The sequence below is a fragment of the Butyrivibrio sp. FCS014 genome (genome assembly GCF_000526935.1).
In the GTDB taxonomy this organism is placed as follows: domain Bacteria; phylum Bacillota; class Clostridia; order Lachnospirales; family Lachnospiraceae; genus Butyrivibrio.
Genome location: NZ_JAHA01000019.1, coordinates 538,481 through 555,386 on the forward strand (window position 1 = coordinate 538,481; position 16,906 = coordinate 555,386).

13 protein-coding genes are annotated in these 16,906 nt (G+C 46.7%); all 13 read right to left on the bottom strand.

Translation table 11 applies throughout. The features are described from left to right. The 13 genes from rsmB to def all read right to left on the bottom strand — a co-directional run bounded on the left by rsmB (window position 1) and on the right by def (window position 16,883). Entirely contained in the window at window positions 1-1,350 is a 1,350-nt protein-coding gene (gene rsmB / locus T456_RS0115335; protein ID WP_024866896.1) for a 16S rRNA (cytosine(967)-C(5))-methyltransferase RsmB, read from the bottom strand. A 3-nt stretch (window positions 1,351-1,353) separates the two neighbouring features. Further along, on the bottom strand, window positions 1,354-2,067 hold the full coding sequence (locus T456_RS0115340; RefSeq protein ID WP_024866897.1) for a zinc metallopeptidase: 714 nt from the start codon (window positions 2,065-2,067) through the stop codon (window positions 1,354-1,356). Between the two features lie 14 nt (window positions 2,068-2,081). Next, window positions 2,082-3,023: a methionyl-tRNA formyltransferase gene (fmt, locus tag T456_RS0115345; RefSeq protein WP_024866898.1), complete on the bottom strand. Its 942-nt coding sequence runs from the start codon at window positions 3,021-3,023 to the stop codon at window positions 2,082-2,084. Between the two features lie 164 nt (window positions 3,024-3,187). Then, on the bottom strand, window positions 3,188-3,664 hold the full coding sequence (locus T456_RS0115350; RefSeq protein ID WP_024866899.1) for a cupin domain-containing protein: 477 nt from the start codon (window positions 3,662-3,664) through the stop codon (window positions 3,188-3,190). Between the two features lie 624 nt (window positions 3,665-4,288). Beyond that, window positions 4,289-6,637, bottom strand: a complete 2,349-nt coding sequence (locus T456_RS0115355; protein WP_024866900.1) for a glycoside hydrolase family 31 protein — start codon at window positions 6,635-6,637, stop codon at window positions 4,289-4,291. Window positions 6,638-6,682: 45 nt separating this feature from the next. After that, entirely contained in the window at window positions 6,683-8,533 is a 1,851-nt protein-coding gene (locus T456_RS0115360) for an alpha amylase N-terminal ig-like domain-containing protein (RefSeq protein WP_024866901.1), read from the bottom strand. Beyond that, entirely contained in the window at window positions 8,530-9,792 is a 1,263-nt protein-coding gene (locus T456_RS20425; protein ID WP_024866902.1) for a sugar ABC transporter permease, read from the bottom strand. Before T456_RS20425 ends, T456_RS0115360 begins: the two co-directional genes overlap by 4 nt. Further along, a complete protein-coding gene (locus tag T456_RS0115370; RefSeq protein ID WP_024866903.1) occupies window positions 9,792-11,153 on the bottom strand; it encodes a carbohydrate ABC transporter permease in 1,362 nt (453 codons plus the stop codon). The genes T456_RS20425 and T456_RS0115370 overlap by 1 nt, the downstream gene beginning before the upstream one ends. A 66-nt stretch (window positions 11,154-11,219) precedes the next feature. After that, window positions 11,220-12,521 (bottom strand): extracellular solute-binding protein, encoded by a 1,302-nt coding sequence (locus T456_RS0115375; protein ID WP_024866904.1) that lies wholly within the window; start codon window positions 12,519-12,521, stop codon window positions 11,220-11,222. Window positions 12,522-12,714: 193 nt separating this feature from the next. Continuing rightward, window positions 12,715-14,094 (bottom strand): alpha-amylase family glycosyl hydrolase, encoded by a 1,380-nt coding sequence (locus T456_RS20430; RefSeq protein ID WP_024866905.1) that lies wholly within the window; start codon window positions 14,092-14,094, stop codon window positions 12,715-12,717. A gap of 68 nt (window positions 14,095-14,162) precedes the next feature. Next, window positions 14,163-15,179, bottom strand: a complete 1,017-nt coding sequence (locus T456_RS0115385) for a LacI family DNA-binding transcriptional regulator (protein ID WP_024866906.1) — start codon at window positions 15,177-15,179, stop codon at window positions 14,163-14,165. A gap of 105 nt (window positions 15,180-15,284) precedes the next feature. Continuing rightward, window positions 15,285-16,310 (bottom strand): hypothetical protein, encoded by a 1,026-nt coding sequence (locus T456_RS0115390; protein WP_242835991.1) that lies wholly within the window; start codon window positions 16,308-16,310, stop codon window positions 15,285-15,287. A 69-nt stretch (window positions 16,311-16,379) separates the two neighbouring features. Further along, entirely contained in the window at window positions 16,380-16,883 is a 504-nt protein-coding gene (def, locus tag T456_RS0115395; RefSeq protein WP_024866908.1) for a peptide deformylase, read from the bottom strand. Window positions 16,884-16,906: the final 23 nt, after the last annotated feature.

Here is a 16,906-nt window from a genome sequence, read left to right on the forward strand (position 1 = left end):
TCAGATTCTCCGCAATTTGGCGATAAAGAAACCGTCGGTTCCGTATTCTCCGGGAAGGAGCTGAATGTAGCCGTTCTTCAGGCTCTCGCACCCCTTAAGCTTATCCGGAACGCTGTCTGAAATGTCCTCTGTTTTAAAGGGAAGCTCGGCTGTTATCCTCTTTACCATCTCCTCGTTTTCCTCACTGTTTACGGTGCAGGTGGAATACATCAGTATCCCGCCGGGTTTTACATAGTCCCAGGCTGTCTTGATGATGTCCCACTGCAGGGCAGCAAGCTCGGAAAGCCCCTTCTTTGTTGCATTGTATTTGATATCGTTCTTTCTTCCTATGATTCCAAGGCCTGAGCAGGGAAGGTCAAGATAGAGGATATCCGCCTTGCCCTCCAGGTTTCTGTCGTGGACTCTGGCGTCGTACTCTTCAACCTTCACATTGGAAAGGCCCATTCTCTCTGCATTTTCTCTAATAAGGTCACACTTGCGCTGTGACACATCTCTTGAAAGCACGGTATCTGCATGCTCCGCTGCGTGAAGGCTCTTTCCTCCGGGGGCGGCGCACACGTCAACCACCACCTGGTCTCTCTCCGGTGCAGCGATCTGTGTCACCAGCATGGAGCTCACATCCTGCACAAAGAACCTGCCATCGTCAAATCCCGGAAGGAATCTGATGTTGTCGGTCTTCTCAAGTTCCAGAGCATAGGGGAGAATGGGATTTTTCTTTACAACAACACCCTGGTCTTCAAGCTCCTTGATGTAAGCATCTGTCTCTTTTCCCTGAATCTTATTGGTGTTAAGCCTTATGACAGTCGGCCTTGGAAGAAGGAAGAACTTAAGCATCTCTTCTGTTTTGTCAAAGCCGTAACGGTCAAGCCACATCCTGCAGATCCACTCCGGCATGGAATAAAGAACGGACAGGTATTTCACTCCGCCCTCTTTGTTTCTGTCGGGGTACTCTATCTTATCTTTGCTTCTTGCAATGTTGCGAAGGACACCGTTCACAAAACTCTTTAAGCCAGCGAACCTGTGCTTCTGGGCAAGCTTTACCGCCTCGTTGCAGGCGGCGCTGTCGGGCACCGCATCCATGAACATGATCTGATAGACGCTCATGCGAAGAAGGCTTCGGATAAAGGGCTGCATTTTGGACACTTTGACCTTGGAGAAGGAGTCCAGGATGTAGTCGATCTGGATCTGTCTCTCAAGGCAGCCGTCCACACAGCGCTTTATGAAGGCCTTGTCCCTGGTCTCAAGATAGTCGTACTTCTCCAGGGAATCCTTTAAAAGGGATGGCTTTCGAACGCCATCCCTGTCGTATTCAATAAGTATGTTAAGTGTTATCTCTCTGATATTTGCCATTTATTAGCGCCTTCTATTGTTAAGCAGAATGAGCCTTAAGAGCTGAACCACTGCGGAAGCTGCGCTGGCCACATAGGTCATGGCTGCTGCCGAAAGTACCTTCTTTGAAGCGGGCACCTCGTCGTGCTCCAAAATGCCGTAATCTTCAAGCATCACAAGAGCCCTGTGGGAAGCGTTAAACTCCACGGGAAGTGTTACCACCTGGAAAAGAACTGCCAGTGAAAATACCAGTATTCCGATGGTGATAAGTGGCCTGAAGCTAAGGAGCATTCCAAGAAGAAGCAGCGGAATGCCGGCCTTTGAGCCGATGTTGGCTGCCGGTACTATGGCTGTTCTAATCTGCAAAGGAAGGTATCCTGTGCTGTGCTGTATAACATGTCCGCACTCGTGTGCCGCAACCGCCACAGCTGCAACACTGCTTGAACCGTAGGTAGCATCGGAAAGGCTTACCGTCCTTGTCCTCGGATCAAAGTGGTCTGTAAGGTTTCCTGCAATATGCTGCACAGAGACATCGGTGATGCCGTTTCTTCTGAGTATCTCCATAGCTGCCTGAGCTCCCGTAAGACCGCTCATGCTGCGAACCTTCGCGTATTTTTTGTAAACAGATGAAACTCTGTGGCTGGCCACCATGCAAAGGATTGCCATGATGATGACCAGAATGTACATGGGGTCAAATCCGATCCCCATTCCTCTGTATCCGTATCCGCCGTAATACATATCATCTACCTCCCTTATCTTCCAAGTTTATCCCCAACGTTAAGGTGATATCCCAGCAGGAAATCCTTAGCCGTCATTCTCTTTTTGCCTTCAAGCTGAACTTCAAGGATACGCAGTAACCTGTCTCCTGTCAATACGTCAAAAGAGTCTTTGTATATCGCCGTAACTGTTCCGGGCTCCCTGTCCTTATCCTTATCAAGAACGTCCAGAGTCTCGGCCTTCCAGATTTTAAGCATCTTGTTTCCAAGATAGGTATAGGCGCTGGGCCAGGGATTTAATCCCCTTACAAGGTTTCTTAAACTCTCCGCATCTTTGGTAAAGTCAAGAAGTCCCATGTCCTTGGAGAGCTTGCCGCACTTGGTGGCCTTCTCCTCATCCTGAGGAACAGGAATAATCTCACCCTTTTCTATTTTGGGAAGAGCCTCGACTATCAGCTCGCCCCCAAGAACAGAGAGCTTGTCGAAAAGTCCGCCTCCTGTCTCGTCCCTGTCTATAGGGATCTCCCTCTGAAGAAGGATGTCTCCCGTATCCATTCCGGCTGCCATCTGCATAATGGTTACGCCGGTAGTTTTTTTGCCGTCTAAAATTGCCTGCTGAATCGGAGCCGCTCCCCTGTATTCAGGAAGAATGGAAGCGTGTATGTTGACGCACCCGAACTTTGGAATGTCCAGTATCTCCTGGGAGAGGATCTGTCCGAAGGCAGCCACCACATAGATGTCCGCATTGTACTTCTTAAGCTCCGCAACGTTCTCGGGAAGCTTGATCCTAACCGGCTGGAACACCGGGATATTGTGCTCAAGGGCGCAGGCCTTAACATCCGAGATCTGCAGCTCTCCGCTTCTGCCCTTTGGCTTGTCGGGCTGGGTCACACACAAAACAACCTCATGTCCCGCTTCTATTATCTTCTCAAGGGCTGCTCTGGCAAAATCCGGAGTTCCCATAAAAACTATCTTCATTCTGTGATCTCTCTTTCCTGTAAATTTATCATGTCAATTTTTGTATAATGCCCTCGTAACCTCGTGGCTTGTACTTAGGAAAAGGTATACGGCATACCCAAGGCCCCTACCTAGAAAAAGTATAACACCGGCCCATTTTTCTAACAACAGCCACGCGCTATCCTTCAGGCACCGGTTCCTTCGAAGGCAAGATACTTGATCCTGTCGTATTCTTCCGGGCATATGGCTTGAAGTTCTTCCTGATATACAAGTCTGAAACCATCATAGGTAAACTTAGGGGTTGTGGCGCAGGATACAAAAGCGTAGCTGTCCTTATCCAATGGCTCGGATGCAAATATTGCACCCTTCGGGATTACAACCATTGCATTTTGATCTTCTCCGGGTCCCAGAAGTTCCTCACTCTTCTTCCCATCAACCAGCACCGTGATCTTAAGGCCGCACCCTTCATGGTGATACCATATCTCATCGCAGTCTATCTGGTGAAAATGGGATATATCACCACCTTCTAAGAGAAAGTATATGCTTCCCATAAAAGCCCGCAATCCATGCTCAAAGGGCGACGTATAGATCTCTGAAAACCATCCGCCTTCAGGGTGTTTTTCAAGGTTATATTTTTCTTTTAGTTCATCTGCTCGATCCATGATTGCCTCTCAAAAGTTTTTACTACTTCGTACTGATGTCATATATTGTAGCAAAAGATTTTAAGTTGGCCCATGGCAGTGAGATATACTGTACTTTTATGAAATATACGTATCCATAAGAGCTATATTACGGCATGAAATCAGTTTTTGAAATTGTACCGTAAGGGCAAAAAAAAGATTACTGCAGGATTTAGAGAACGCAATCTATACAGTAATAATTCTTCTTTGCCATGCTAATTAACCTATCTTCCTTACGGCAAGGTAAACAGAAATTGAATCTTGGCCGTAATAAATCTTCTCACACAAGCCATTTCACCATATCCCTTACAGCAGGAAATCGAAAATTGAATCTGTGCCGTAAAGTCACAAGTTGTTTACGGCACAGAATATTGAAGTGAGTTTTCTGCCGTAAAAAACACTGTGCCAAAAACAAAAACGATCTTATCGTAAGTCCTCGGCATATACAGTATGCCAGTATATTATAAAAAGCCTTATGGCAAGCAGCTTCCAGCTTACCATAAGGCACTTGTACATATACTCTTAGGTTGCTACGTATAATCATGACTATGAAATCATCATGACTTTGGAGCCATCATAACTACGGAATCTCCATAGCAACTGCCGTTATACGTCACAGTATACTTCTCTGATGGCGTCCTTCAAAGTCTCCGAAAGGTCTGCCTCCTCAAGCCATTCAAGGAATCCCTCATCATCAAAGCGGTTTAAGGCATCGCCTACCCAGTCCTTGGTGATGATATCGATCCATGCATAGTCGAGGATATCAAATACCTGCTTCTTGTGGTCGTTGCCGGCAGGGCGAAGACCTGTAACGGTAACCTTTGCTCCTTCTGCAGATTCAACACCTGAAACCTTCAGGGTGATCATCTTTCTTGCATCATCAACGCTTATCTCGCTGCAATCGCCGGAAACCACAGGCTTGTCACTTCCGGCTGCTTCCACACCCAGAATGCAGATCTCGTAGTCTCTTTTCCCGGGGATAAGGCTAAGGTCGCCCTTTGCAGCCTCAATCTCTATCGTTACGCCCTCACCACCGCATGCTGCTCTGTACATGGTCTTTACAAAGCTTCCATTAAGGTATTCCATGGTGATGCCGTCATCCTCGTACATCTCATAGGAGCCGTCCTTGCCAAAACCAACGTAAAGGCGAAGGCTTCCCGGATTGTCGGTGCCGTTCTTCCTGTCTTCAAGAGACATGGGAACTACTCCGCCCTCTCCCATAAGTACAGGGATGTCATCAAGGCGTCTGTAGAACTTTCTCATGGCTGCGCCCTTATAGATGCGGCCGGAGAAGATATCAAACCATCTGCCCTCAGGAAGAAGCATGTTTACAGCTGACATCTTAAGCTCATCATCCATGGGCTTTGTGATGGCTGCAACCAAAAGCTCCTCGCCAAAGCCGTACTCATTCTTAACCCTGTAGGCTCTCTCATCATCGGGAAGCATATAGTAAACAGGTCTTATAAGGGGCCTGTCATCCTCATTGGCTCTTCTGCTCTCTGTGTAGAGGTAAGGGATCAGTTGATGACGAAGTCTCATATACTTTGTCATCAGGCCTTTATAGGGCTCTTCCATGACCCAGGGCTCCTTATTAAGGAAAGAGCTGCTGCTGGAGTGAAGTCTCATCACAGGAGAGAACACTCCGAACTGTATCCATCTGATGAGTCTTTCGTTGTTCTTGTCACCCATCATATGACCGCCGATATCATGGCTCCAGAAACCATATCCGATGTTGCTGGAGGTGCTGGTAAAGTAGGGCTGGAAATCAAGACTCTTCCAGGTCATGACCGTATCACCGGAGAATCCCACGGGATATCTGTGGCTTCCGGGACCTGCATATCTTGAGAAGATCATGGGTCTTCGATTTCTCTTTTCCTGGTCGTGATAATGGTAGTGGTTAAGAAGGAACAGCGGGTCTACATCGTCCTTGCTGCGGCCTGTGCCCTGCTGCCAGTCGATCCACCAGAAGTCAACTCCGTCCTCTTCGTAGGGGTTCATCACCACATCGAAGTAAGCCTTTCTGAACACCGGATCTGCCAGATCAAATTCAACAGGCTCCTCTGTTTCAGGATCAATTCCAACGCTCTTTGCCATCTTGCTGTACATGCATTCAAATCCCCGGATTCCGTCTGCGGGATGGAGGTTTAAGGTTGTGGCAAGCTTTCTTTCGTGAAGCATCTTTAGGAATCTCTTATAATCCGGGAACAGCTCGCTGTTCCAGGTATATCCTGTCCAGCCGCTTCCGTACTTGGGATCAACCTCGGTAAGATGCCAGTCCATATCGATAACCGCTACGGACAGCGGAATCTGAAGCTCCTCAAACTTATCTACAACCTCTTTATAAGATTCTTCGGTATATCTGTAGTATCTGCTCCACCAGTTTCCGAGGGCATATCTCGGGATCATGGGAGTCTTGCCGCAGAGGGCATAAAAATCCTTAAGCCCTCCGAAGAAGTCCTTACCATATCCAAAGAAATAGATATCGAGACCCTCGCCTTTTCTGTTTTCATAGCTGTAATTTTCGGGGCCATCCTCCGTGCCTGATACCACCACAGGGCTGTCGCTGTCGTTAAGAACAGCAAAGCCCTTCCGGCCGAAGATTCCCTCTTCAAGGAATAGTCCGCCATCGCACCCATCCAGTGTTCTTGCGGTTCCCATAAGGTTACCGTCGGTGTTTCCGTAGGTGATGCTGTAATGCCATACAGTCCCTTCGTTCTTAAGTTCAATGGAAAGCCCCAGTGTTGAGAAGGGCTTTTCATCATATTTCAGCAAAAGAGCCTTCGTTTCAATCTCAATTCCTGAATCACTTCTTCTCTCTTCATAGGATATTTCCGGAAAAGATCTGTTTACGACAGTCTTTGACATCCTGTCCTCAAAAGCGTTATCTTCCCTGTATTCCAGCCTAATAAGCCTGTCTGTCAACACAGTTATCCTGTATTTATCTCCTGTAACCATCTTTTCTCCCTAATCCCAGAACAAAGGATGTTCTGTATTTTGTAATCACACAACCTTGAAAATATAGGAGGCATAGCCCGGCACCTTAAGCCGGATGCCGCCATCTGCCTTGTCAGCGTATATTCTGTCCCCGAACTCATCGGTATCGCAAAGGTTCTTTTCCGCTCCGATGTTTTTAAGAGGCACTTCGATCTGCATCTCGTCCTCTTCCATGGAGATGACACCGATGTACATCTCATCCTCCATGAATCTGGCGATCACAAGCACTCTGCCGTCGGCAAAAAGTACCTTTCTTCCGCCCTCTGAGAATGCTGCTGTATTCCTTCTAAGATCAGTGACCTTCCTGTAAACTTCAAAGTGCTTTTTGCCTCTTTCGGATCTTTCACCCCAGGGCATGGGGAATCTGAAGCCCGAGTCATGCCCGGTATATCCTTCTATGGCAACCTCATCCCCGTAATAGATGCAGGGAATTCCGGTCCAGAGAAGCTGGGAAACAGCCATGATCTTCCACTTTTCAAATGTTATGTTTTCATAGTTATGAACCCTTGCTACGTCATGGCTGTCAAAAAGATTCATCTGACAGTCTGCGATAACCTGGGGTATTGCACTGTAGTGAGAGTCGCATCTTCTCACTACATCTTTTGCCGTCATCATATAGTTTACCTTGTTAAAAGCCTCGTTTCTCATAAGGAACAGTTCGGGAAGCCCCACAAACTGGCGAAGGATACGTCCGTATCCGTAATAGTTCATGGGAGTGTTCCAAAGGTCTCCCTGAAGGTACTCCGCGCAGTCTCCCCAATGCTCTCCGATAATGATGGCGTCTTTTTTGACCTGTCTTATTGAGTCGCAGACTTCTCTCCACACCTCATCGGCCAGCTGAACATCATCATTTCTCGCAAGCACATCGGCGACGTCAAAGCGCCAGCCGTCAATATCGTAAGGGGGCTTAAGCCATTTCTTAAGTACCGAATCATCATCCTTGTAGATGATGTGTCTAAGCTCCTCGTTCCTGTAATCCAGAACGGGCAGCGACGAAAAGCCTGCCCAGCCCATAAGTGAGCCGTCGGCTTTTTTGAAATAATAGGGTTTGCCTTCCTTTACCCAGTGGTGGGCAATTCCCGTGTGATTTATTGATATATCAAGGACCAGCTTAAGACCGTTTTCATGAAGAGCCTTGGAGAGCCTTGCCAGTGCTTCGTCTCCGCCAAAGTGCTCATCCACGTGAAAATAGTCTATGCAGTCATACTTATGATTTGAATAAGCCGAAAAGATAGGATTTAAATAAAGAGCCGTAACACCAAGCTCCTTAAGATAGGGTATCTTTTCAATTATTCCGTCAAGATCTCCGCCAAAGAAATCCATGCCGGCGCCTTTTTCCGGAGGAAGGGGCCTTTCGTTCCAGTCATCGATCTTAACCGGGCCTCTGCCATGGTATTCATACTCGCCGGTAACTACATCATTGGAAGGATCCCCGTTGCAGAACCTCTCCGGGAATATCTGGTAAAAAACCGCTCCCTTCACCCAGTCGGGCTGCGGATGATCCGCCATGATCACAAAGTCGTGGCGATAATCCGGAATGCAGGTTGATATTTCCTCCTGATTGTAGAAATAATAATTGTCTTTAGTGGTTATCTCAAAGAGATAGCTTACCCTGGGCTCGTTAATGAAAATCTCGGCTTCATAATATGCAAGCCCTCCCCGGGAAAAGACATATCTCATGGGTATATGGTTCTCGGCTCCGTTTACCATCTGACGAAGAAGAACATCCACCACGGGAGCATCTTCAGCAAAACGCAGTCTTACCGTAACCGTACTTTTAAGCTTGGGAAGGGGATTGCTTACGAATCCCCTTGTTCCGTCACTGTAAACACTATCAAGAAAGTTGTTCATCATCATCCCTTAACCGATCCTGACAGACCTTCCACATAGAATCTCTGAAGCCAGATGAAGAGGATAACGATAGGCAGTGCAACTACCACCGCACCTGCAGCAAACTGTGTGTAATAGGTGTCAATTCTTCTGAAGTCAGTAAGCCAGTACAGACCTACCGCTGCTGTATAGGAGCTCTGCTTGTCGCCAAAGAGCATGCTGGGGAAGATATAATCCGACCAGGCACCCAGAAAGCTTCCGAGAGCTGTATAAACAATGATTGATTTTGACAGAGGCAGTGTGATCCTTGTAAAGATCTGAAGTCTTGAAGCTCCGTCAATGATCGCTGCCTCATCCACAGCCTTGGGAATAGTATCAAAGAATCCCTTGCTGACATGGTATCCCATGGCGGCACCCGCTGCACTTACCACAATAAGAGCCATAAGTGACTGGTTAAGTCCGAGGCCTTTCAAAATATTGTAAACCGCGATAAGGGACATGAAGCCCGGGAACATACCGATGATCATCAGAATGTTCATGAAGCCCTTCCTGCCCTTGAACCTTGTACGGCTAAGAACGAAGGAAGTCATAAGCACGATCAGAGTATTGATAACGCAGATGAAACTTGCCACGATAAAGGTGTTCATCCACCATCTTCCAAACGGAAGGACGCTCTTATTGCTGAACAGGTTTATGAAGTTTTGGAATGTGAGCCCTTTAGGGAAAAAGTAACCTACATAATATCCCTGCTCAGCTCTAAGAGCGGTGAGCAATATCCATAAAATGGGAAAAAGCCATATTACTCCCAGTATTGTGAGGGCAATGTACCCCGGATTTGTCTGAGTCACCTTCATGATGAAGAAAAGTCCGAAGTATGCTGCTGCAAGTCCGATCCAGAATCCTATACCAAGGTATTTGTTAAGGAAAGAAGTCTGGAGTCCTGCACCCTCAAGGATGTTCTTGCTGGCAAAAAGAAGGAAGGTCCAGAATGCTGTTGCAAATGCCTGTACGCACTGCCATACCTTTACTCCCGCTACTGTTGTCTTAAAGAAGTTAACAACTCCCAGCACAAATGAAACTGCAGTAAGAAGCACTGCACAATATACAAAGAAAGTGATCTTTGATCCGCCCTCTGCGCCCATCAGCGAAAGAGCCGTGGATACCATTGAGCTTCTTTCTCCATCCCTTGAAATGTAGGGAAGGAAAAGACTTATAAAGCCAAGAACGACTCCGATAGCCGCTCTGTTAAAGTATGAAAGATTAAGTCCTATAACTGTTTTTCTCATTACTGGAAGCCCTCCTCATTCTTGAGTGCATTAGATCTTGAGAACGAGATCAGAGTGAAGATAGCAGAGATCACAAATATGATGATACCGATGGTAGCTGCCAGGTTGTAATCGTTGCTGTCCTTTGTAAGTTTATAGAGCCAGGTTACAAGAAGGTCAGTTTTGCCGGCGCCCTTGTAATAGTTAAGTGTATGAGGCTCTCCTCCTGTAAGGAAGAATATGGGGTTAAAGTTATTAATGTTACCGATAAGGTTTGAAATGATATAAGGTGTTGTTACAAACCACATGTAAGGGAAGGTGATCTTCCTGAACATGGTTATGGGTCCTGCGCCGTCAATCTTGGCACTCTCGTAAAGCTCACCGGGGATGTTCATCAAAATTCCGCTTACCATAAGCATTGTTACTGGAACACCGATCCAGAAGTTAACGATAACTACGCTGGCTCTTGCCCAGGTGGCATTGGTAAGGAAAGGAAGCGATGAAGCGGTGAAGCCCCACTGCTGAAGAAGCACATTGAAGATACCTCTCTCTCCCAGCATGGTTGCCACAACTCTAAGGGAAATGAATGAAGGAACCGCCATGGTGAACACGAAAATGGTTCTCCAGAATTTCTTGAACTTGATTCCCTTGGAGTTAATGATCATTGCAAGGATCATTCCTCCGAAATAACATGTAAAGGTTGCCAAAAAGCCCCAGATAAGGGTCCATCCCAGTACCGGCCAGAAAGTAGCCGATAATCTGTCACTGGCTGCGAAAAGTGTATTGAAGTTCTTGATTCCCACCCAGTCGAAAAGATTTCCCGGAGGCTGATGCTCCGAATCATAGTTGGTAAATGCCATAAGGATCATGTAGATAAGGGGCATTACCGTAAATATTGAAAGTCCTGCTACCGGAACTGCAAGAAGCAGAAAACGAATATTCTCATTTGTAAGGCTTACTACGTCCTGGATAAAGTTGTTGACATGCTTGCCTGCTGCTTTGTTCCTTCTGGCGTTCTCTCCGGAAAAGATTGAAAACAGCCATACTGCAGCAAAGGCAGCTGAAATAACAATAGCTACAACGCCGTATAAAAGTATCAGCATGGAGTTGTCTCCCTGCTGCATCTCATAGATGCCCAGAGCTTCATTGAAAGCCATGCCCTGTGTGTTTTCTCCAAGTGTTGTCAGATCGTGTAAAAGATGACCACCCTTAAAGATCATAAATGAGATATAAGCTATCTCAAGAAGGAAGAAAAGAAATCCTTTTATTATCTGTCCGTTGCGCACATTGGCTGCGCCGCAGAAAATGTATGACAGCTTTGAAAAAATGTCTCCCTTTGTAAATATGGTGATAAAGTTCCTATCCTTGTACTCTGTCTTCATAGTTCGTACTCCGTTTAAAAACATGGGGCTGCTAAAAGCAGCCCCCGTCTTGCTTTATCTTTCTGATTAGTTCTCAAGTGTTCCTGTGATGCTGTCTACAAGTGAATCAAGATTCTGCTGAAGGTTAGCCTTTGTGATCTCACCGCTGTAGATACCCTCACCAAGAGCCTGTGCAGGTGTCCAGTAGTCACCCATCTTGGAAATGCTGGGCTGGTTGGTTGCAAGAGCTGCCTGATCGTTAAGTGCGCTTGCTACGAAATCGTTCTTGATCTCTTCGCTGTCAGCAAGTGACTTAAGAACGGGAACATCACCCTGCTCTTTGTATCTTACAAGGCAGTTCTCAGGGCTGGCCATGTATACAGCGAGCTGCTGTGCAGCCAGAGGGAATGCTGTATTTGACTTAACTGTGATTGTCTTGAAATCTACGAAGTTTGAAAGCTGAACGTCCTTGCCACCGATAGTAGCTGTAGGAAGAGCAACTGCTCCGAGCTTGTCGCCAAGTGCCTCTTTGAACTCAGGTGCGCTCCATGCTCCTGAAGTTACAGCACCAAGCTTGCCTTCCTTAAATGCAGAACCGCCAACGCCGTCCTTGTCCTCAAGGTACTTAGCATTTGATGCAAGATCAACAAGATACTCGCCTGCTGCAAGACCGTTCTCATTGTTGAATGAGCACTCTGTGGGATCCTTTCCGTCAGAACCGAAAAGTGTGCATCCGTTTCCAAGGAAGAAACTCTCGATGTACCAAGAGTTTGTGATCTGAGTACTGAAGTTCCACATTCCGTCTCCAAGATCCTTAGCCATCATTGTGTCAAGGTTCTTGACCTCATCCTCTGTGAAGAGTTCCTTGTTGTAATACATGAAATATGTGTTAGGTGAGAAAGGAGCTGCATATGTAAGACCGTCGATTGTAACTGCTGTAAGTGCACTCTCGGGAAGGTCTGATGCAATTGTCTCGAAATCCTTTGTGATGGGAAGAAGAAGACCCTTGCTTGCCATATCAGCTACACCGCCGCTGGGTGTGTAGAAGATATCAGCTGCTGTATCAGCGTCTGTCTCAACTGCCTGAGGTGCCTCGTCGATACCAACTACAGCGATCTCATAAGTGATGTTGAACTCATCGTGAGCTGCATCGAAGTCCTGTACCATCTTGTCTGTGATATCAACTTCCTCTTCAGGAACCCAGATCTTAAGGGTTACGTCCTGAGTCTCTGCAGCGGGTGCTGCAGTATCAGCAGCTGCCTGTGCAGCTGTCTCTGTTGTGTTTGTGGTGGTTGTTGCTGCCCCTGTGTCCTGGCTGCCGCAGCCTGCAAGTGTACCTGCTGTAACAGCAGCGGTCATTAAAAGAGCGCCTAACTTTTTCAACTTCATTTGTTCATCCTCCTGTTTAAATACCTTTGTTGATAACCGGTTTCGATTTGGTTAATCGCTTTACCAGTACTATATCCTTAGATGGTTAATCGGTCAACCTCATTTTGGCGATTTCTATATTATGAATAAATAGGTATTTGTAAAACTGTGGAAAATAAACAATTGAATTCTTTTGGATTTTATGTTATGCGTTTTACCTTGTGAGTAAATAAAAAGACCAGGGATTAAGGTTATCAAGGCTATTCGGGTTATCTCCGCCTTCCCCGTACTGTCCGTCTGTTCCGGAATAAAGAACCTTCTCTTCTCCGGTTAAGATTCCTGACAGATCATACTCTTCCTGCTGCCTCTTGGAGAGATTGAAGATGCATATCACTGTATCTTTTCCCTCTGTTCTCTCAAAAGCAAAGATGTTCTTGTTGCCGGTATCGAGTATTTCAAAAGTCCCATTCTCATTACCTGCATAAAGGGCCTTGTGGTCTTTCCTTATGCCGGCAAGATCGCGGATAAGTCCTCTATAATCCCCTGTGCCCTTCTCCCAGTTGATGGTATCCTTCTCCATGAAGGCAATGGCGTGATCATAGGCTATCTCATCCGAAGAATAGATCATGGGGATCCCGGGAATGGTGAAGATAAGGCTCAACATTGCAGGATATGAGCTGCTATCGAAGGCCTGGGGCACCGTTCTGTCATAGGAGTTAACATCGTGGTTATCAAGGTAGTTCATGCCGAAGGTGTGGTTATCGTTTCCCTGAAGATAGAGCTTTATCTTATCGGCCTTTTTGTTGTCCTTTGCAACTTCCACCAGGGCTTCGTAAAGCTTGCCGCTGTAGTTGGAATCAAAGGCGTAGTTAAGGTTCGCTCCCGCTATGGCTCCAAGGTCCTCTTCCAGCATGTAAACGTCCTTAACCTTATCAAGTTCTTTTCTTGCTTCCTCCCAGAAATCAACAGGAACTCCCGGGGCATAGTCACATCTGAAGCCGTCTATGTCATATTCCCTGATCCAGTACTTCATGCACTCGATCATCTCTTTTCTCATATCGGCATTGTCATAGTTAAGGTCTGCAACATCAGGCCATCCCATGTTCTTAGGGGATATAATCTGGCCGTTTTCCTGTGTATACCAGTCGGGATGCTCGCTGATCCAGGGGCAGTCCCAGCCGGTGTGGTTGGCAACCCAGTCAAGGACAACCTTAAATCCCATGTCATGAGCCTTGTCCACCAGAGCCTTAAAATCCTCTTTGGTTCCAAACTCAGGGTTAACCTCCCTGTAATCGGTAACCGAATAATATGATCCCAGCTTTCCGGATCTGTTAGTCACGGAAATGGGGTGGATAGGCATGAACCACAGGGTGTTTACTCCCATATCTTTAAGGGTATCCAGGTTCTCTGAAAACTCGTTAAAGGTTCCCGAGGGAGTGTACTGTCTTACGTTAACCTCGTACATAACCGCATCCTGCGTCCACTTTGGAGGCCTTGATACTCCCTCTTCCTCCTTAACGCTGCCGCAACCTGTCGCTGCGATCATAAGTGTCATCAGTAAAATGGCTGTTATTCTCTTTATGCTGTTTTTCATGGTGTTTTCCTCTGCTTAAGAAAAGAGCAGATCCTTTACTGTGATCTGCTCGTGTCTGTTGTTATTATTTACTGTGTGAGATCTCTTACCGACTGTCTCTCCATAACCCTTATGGGCTGGCGTTCGTCCACATGAAGGTCCCTCTCTCCGTCTATCATTCTGAAAAGGAATCCTCCCGCCTTCTCCGCTTTCCACTCATAGTCCTGAGCAATGGAAGTAAGCTTTGGAGTCATGAAATCACAATCCGGAAGATTATCAAAACCAATGACGGAAATGTCGTGGGGAACTCTTATGCCGCACTGCACAAGTCCCTCAATAACGCCGAAGGCAACAATGTCCGAAAGGGTTGCAACAGCAGTGTATCCCCTGTTTGAGAAGACTATATCCTGTCCCACTTCCACGGCATTTCTGTAGGTGGAAACGCAGCTGAAAGAATCTCTGTTAAGGTTAAAGTCGATATTACTCTCCTTGCACGCATCAAGAAATCCCTGCTGTCTCTCTCTTATAACGCCCTCTCCTGCATCGGGAGGTGTTACCAGAGCCAGCTTCCTGTGGCCTTTTCCTATGAGATACTTGGCGGAAAGATATCCTCCGCGATAGTCCTCGATTCCAACGTTAACGATCTTCTCCCCCGGAGCATAGGTATCTATGAACACCATGGGGATATCGATGGTCTGCCTTATCTCCCGGACTTCATCCTTGAATACCCCAAGAAAAAAAGCTCCGTCAACGTTCCAGGATGACAAAAGGGGAATGATTTCCCTTGGGTCTCCGACGCACCGCAGCATGACATAGTAATCATGGCGTCTTACCAGCCTCTCGAGAGCTGCTACTATATGGGCATTATAGGGATTTGTAAGGAAATCTTCCGTCTTATCAAGATAAGGAACTACAACACCTATAAGATGGCTCTCTTTCTTGGCAAGAGACCTGGCCATAACATTGGGCTTGTAGTTAGAATCCCTGATGATCTTCTCAACTCTTAACCTGGTCTCCTCCGATACCTTGTGGAAATTGCCATTTATGACATTGGAAACCGTGGCAGTGCTGACGCCTGCAAGAGAAGCAATAGTCTTTAAGTTCATTTGTGCTCCAATCTGAATCTTATGTCAGTAATAGGTTTAGCGATTAACCTTTCTTAACTATACATAGAATCAGAACTCTATGTCAAGCACATATTGCTCACAACGTTAATAAACCGTATTTACATCGGTAATGTTATCGCCGTTAACCTTAAAGCTCCAGATCTGATGATCGGTAAGGCGATGCTCCGTAAGATAATAGGTGTCATCAACCCTGGAAATATTGTAGGGGGTTCCGCCTCCGACAAAGTACCTGGCGTAGATATCCTCGTACTTACCCTTTATGAGGCCATCAAGGGATTTGGTCCTTACGATGGTGGCAAAGTCCTGGTTGCCGGTAATGTCAGTAGAAACGGTCACATAGTAGTATCCATCTATTGGCATTATCTGCACCATTCCCGCCATGGAATCGGGAACATCGTAAGTTCTTTTTACGGAAAGTGTTTCCAGATCGCATACCAGTATCTGTGGCTTTACACCGGCAGCTGAAACTCCTGAGACAAAAAAGATCTCATCACCGATTATGGTAAATGAGCGGACGTAAATATTGGAAAGCTGCTCGACATTCCTGATGTCCGTAAGATACATGCGGGTAGAATCCGCAGTGTGTCTGAAACAGTAAAGCTCACCCGACTCGGAGCTCCATACGTAGAAAGTATCGGAGATCTCGTCATAAGCACTGAAATGAGGCCTTATACCTATCTCGTAGAAGACCTGTGTCTTTATAAACTTGTCTCCGGATTTCTCGAAGATAAGCACCCTGCTGTTCTCGGTGTCATCCATGAGATAGACCTTGCCGTCACTGGCAAGGGTATGGGGGTAGGTAACCTCGCTGCACATGATGTTCCACTGATCAAGGGGCTTCCCCATGGTATCCGAGTAGATGATCCTGTTATGATAGCAGTCCACAATAAACCAGACATCATCCACCTTCGTTACATACGTCGGTACACTCAGTCTGGTATCGTAGTTGTGCTGCACCTCAAAACCGGCTGCTGCCGCCTCAAGGTCCGCTGCTTCATCATACAGCTCCGACATGCGAAGATACCCCTCTCCATCGAAGGGCTCCGCCTTGACCGGGGCTGTATCCACGCTACCAAAGGCAGCACATCCTGTAAGCAGCAGTACACACATTATTAAGCTTATGAACCTGGAAAAAAGTCTGTATCCTTCCATATTGGGCAAACTATAACGGCAGATCCGTTATTCGTTCTCTTCCTCTTCCTGTGAAGCTGCAAGATCCTCGTTATTTACCAGATCTCCCTCCACCTTCTCTACGTACATATGACCGTCAAGGTGATCAAGCTCATGGCAGATGGCTCTTGCAAGAAGCTCCTCGCCCTCAATCTCGTACTCGTTCATGTCAAGGTCAAAGGCTCTTGCCTTAACGTAATTGGGTCTTGTAACAACGCCGGACTTACCGGGAATTGAAAGGCATCCCTCATAGCCGGTCTGCTCACCATCTGTCTCCAGGATAGTGGGATTTATCATCACGATAGGCTGGTCTCCCTCGGGAGATACATCTATAACCACTATTCTCTTTAAAACTCCCACCTGAGGCGCTGCAAGTCCAACACCGTTGGCCTCATACATGGTATCAAGCATATCGTCAACCAGCTCCCTGATCCTGGGGGTTACTTCCTTAACCTCCTTGCAGGGCTTTTCCAGTACGTCGTCTCCGTATTCTCTGATAGTTCTAAGTGCCATTTTATATTTCTCCGTTTCTTTTA

Coding starts and splice junctions, on each gene's coding strand:
- rsmB (WP_024866896.1), bottom strand. CDS start 1,350: ATGGCAAATATCAGAGAGATAACACTTAACATACTTATTGAATACGAC.
- T456_RS0115340 (WP_024866897.1), bottom strand. CDS start 2,067: ATGTATTACGGCGGATACGGATACAGAGGAATGGGGATCGGATTTGAC.
- fmt (WP_024866898.1), bottom strand. CDS start 3,023: ATGAAGATAGTTTTTATGGGAACTCCGGATTTTGCCAGAGCAGCCCTT.
- T456_RS0115350 (WP_024866899.1), bottom strand. CDS start 3,664: ATGGATCGAGCAGATGAACTAAAAGAAAAATATAACCTTGAAAAACAC.
- T456_RS0115355 (WP_024866900.1), bottom strand. CDS start 6,637: ATGGTTACAGGAGATAAATACAGGATAACTGTGTTGACAGACAGGCTT.
- T456_RS0115360 (WP_024866901.1), bottom strand. CDS start 8,533: ATGATGATGAACAACTTTCTTGATAGTGTTTACAGTGACGGAACAAGG.
- T456_RS20425 (WP_024866902.1), bottom strand. CDS start 9,792: ATGAGAAAAACAGTTATAGGACTTAATCTTTCATACTTTAACAGAGCG.
- T456_RS0115370 (WP_024866903.1), bottom strand. CDS start 11,153: ATGAAGACAGAGTACAAGGATAGGAACTTTATCACCATATTTACAAAG.
- T456_RS0115375 (WP_024866904.1), bottom strand. CDS start 12,521: ATGAAGTTGAAAAAGTTAGGCGCTCTTTTAATGACCGCTGCTGTTACA.
- T456_RS20430 (WP_024866905.1), bottom strand. CDS start 14,094: ATGAAAAACAGCATAAAGAGAATAACAGCCATTTTACTGATGACACTT.
- T456_RS0115385 (WP_024866906.1), bottom strand. CDS start 15,179: ATGAACTTAAAGACTATTGCTTCTCTTGCAGGCGTCAGCACTGCCACG.
- T456_RS0115390 (WP_242835991.1), bottom strand. CDS start 16,310: ATGTGTGTACTGCTGCTTACAGGATGTGCTGCCTTTGGTAGCGTGGAT.
- def (WP_024866908.1), bottom strand. CDS start 16,883: ATGGCACTTAGAACTATCAGAGAATACGGAGACGACGTACTGGAAAAG.